This is a genomic window from Hymenobacter agri, from assembly GCF_054778495.1.
Map to the genome: position 1 here is coordinate 1 of NZ_BAAGZM010000922.1, position 1,216 is coordinate 1,216.

A 1,216-nucleotide genomic window follows, 5' to 3' on the forward strand; every position below is an offset into this window, starting at 1 on the left:
CGGGCCGGCTCGTAGAGCGGGTGCACAATGGCGTTGAGCTGGGGGTTAACGGCTTCGGCGCGGGCCACGGCAGCGGCGCACAGTTCGGCAGCCGTGAGCTGGCCGGTGCGCACCAATTGGGCCTGGGCCAGGGCATCGAGGCGGTCGTATTCGGCAGATGAGAGCATGGGCTAAATGTAAGCGCCCCGGCCGGCAATCTGCCCCGGCCGCCTACGACGTAAGTAGGCCAACTATGTGGCACTTCAGTGGTTATACACTATATTTCCAAGGAGTAACAGCACAAATCAAACAGCAACCCGGCCGACGTTAATGGTAACTCCCGTCTTTCAGATGACTGACTACCCACAGACGCTGGCGTTTTACGTCGACTGGCTGGGGTTCAGCATCGATTGGGAAGACGGGCCGGCCACCGATGGTGCGCGCTACCTGCAGATTTCGCGCAGCAGCATTGTGCTGCACCTCACCACGGCCCGGCACGAAAGCTGCGCCGGCTCGCGGGCCATTGCCGAGTTTTCGGGCCTGCTGGCTTTTCATCGGCTGTTGCAGCAAAAGCAGTCAGGGTTTCCGATGCCGGAGCTGCAAAAAACCTCCTGGCACGACCGGGTGATGCAACTCGAACTGTTCGACCCCGCCGGCAACTGCTTGGTGCTTGCCGAGGTGTGCGCATAGCCGAAGCTTAACAGCAATTGGTTAGAAAGTCATGCTGAGCGCAGTCGAAGCAGCTCTACCGCGCAAGTAATTCAGTTACTCTCGCGGCAGAGCTGCTTCGACTGCGCTCAGCATGAGGTGTTTACATGACTAACCGTCCCCGCCCCTACAGGCTCAGCAGCTCGCGGAAGCGCACCGACTGCTGGCGCGACACCTCCACCTCGGGCCCGTCGCGCAGCTGCAGCTTGAGCGTGTTGCTGAACCAGGGCTCGATGCCGGCAATCCATTTCAGGTTGATGATTTGCTGGCGGTTGGCCCGGAAAAACACTTTGGGGTCGAGGCGGGCTTCGAGTTGCTGCAGGGTGCGCGGAATGAGCGGCCGGTGGTTTTCGAAGTGAATGCGGGTGTAGCTGCCGTTGATTTCGAACAGCTTGATGTCGGCCAGCTTCACGAACCAGCACCGCTCGCCGTCCTTTACGAATACCTGGTCCTGGGCCGTGAGGGGAGCCAGCGAGGCTTCCTCAGCCGGGCCGGTGGGGGCCGCGGCAACCGGCGCCGCTGGGCTGAG

2 protein-coding genes are annotated in these 1,216 nt (G+C 61.5%); one reads left to right on the forward strand and one right to left on the reverse strand.

Features of this window, described 5'->3' with window-relative positions; all coding sequences use genetic code 11:
* Window positions 1-309 precede the first annotated feature (309 nt).
* Window positions 310-669 carry a glyoxalase superfamily protein gene (locus ACYVDE_RS23395; protein WP_460503932.1) on the forward strand — a complete coding sequence of 120 codons (360 nt, stop codon included), beginning with the start codon at window positions 310-312 and terminating at the stop codon, window positions 667-669.
* 145 nt (window positions 670-814) lie between these two features.
* On the opposite strand, the gene ACYVDE_RS23400 is transcribed toward ACYVDE_RS23395, so the two are convergent.
* A partial coding sequence (locus ACYVDE_RS23400) for a LytR/AlgR family response regulator transcription factor (protein ID WP_460503933.1) occupies window positions 815-1,216 on the reverse strand: 402 nt, incomplete at its 5' end.

Excerpts from the sequence above, each read along its gene's own strand:
- ACYVDE_RS23395 (WP_460503932.1), top strand. The coding sequence starts at position 310 with ATGGTAACTCCCGTCTTTCAGATGACTGACTACCCACAGACGCTGGCG.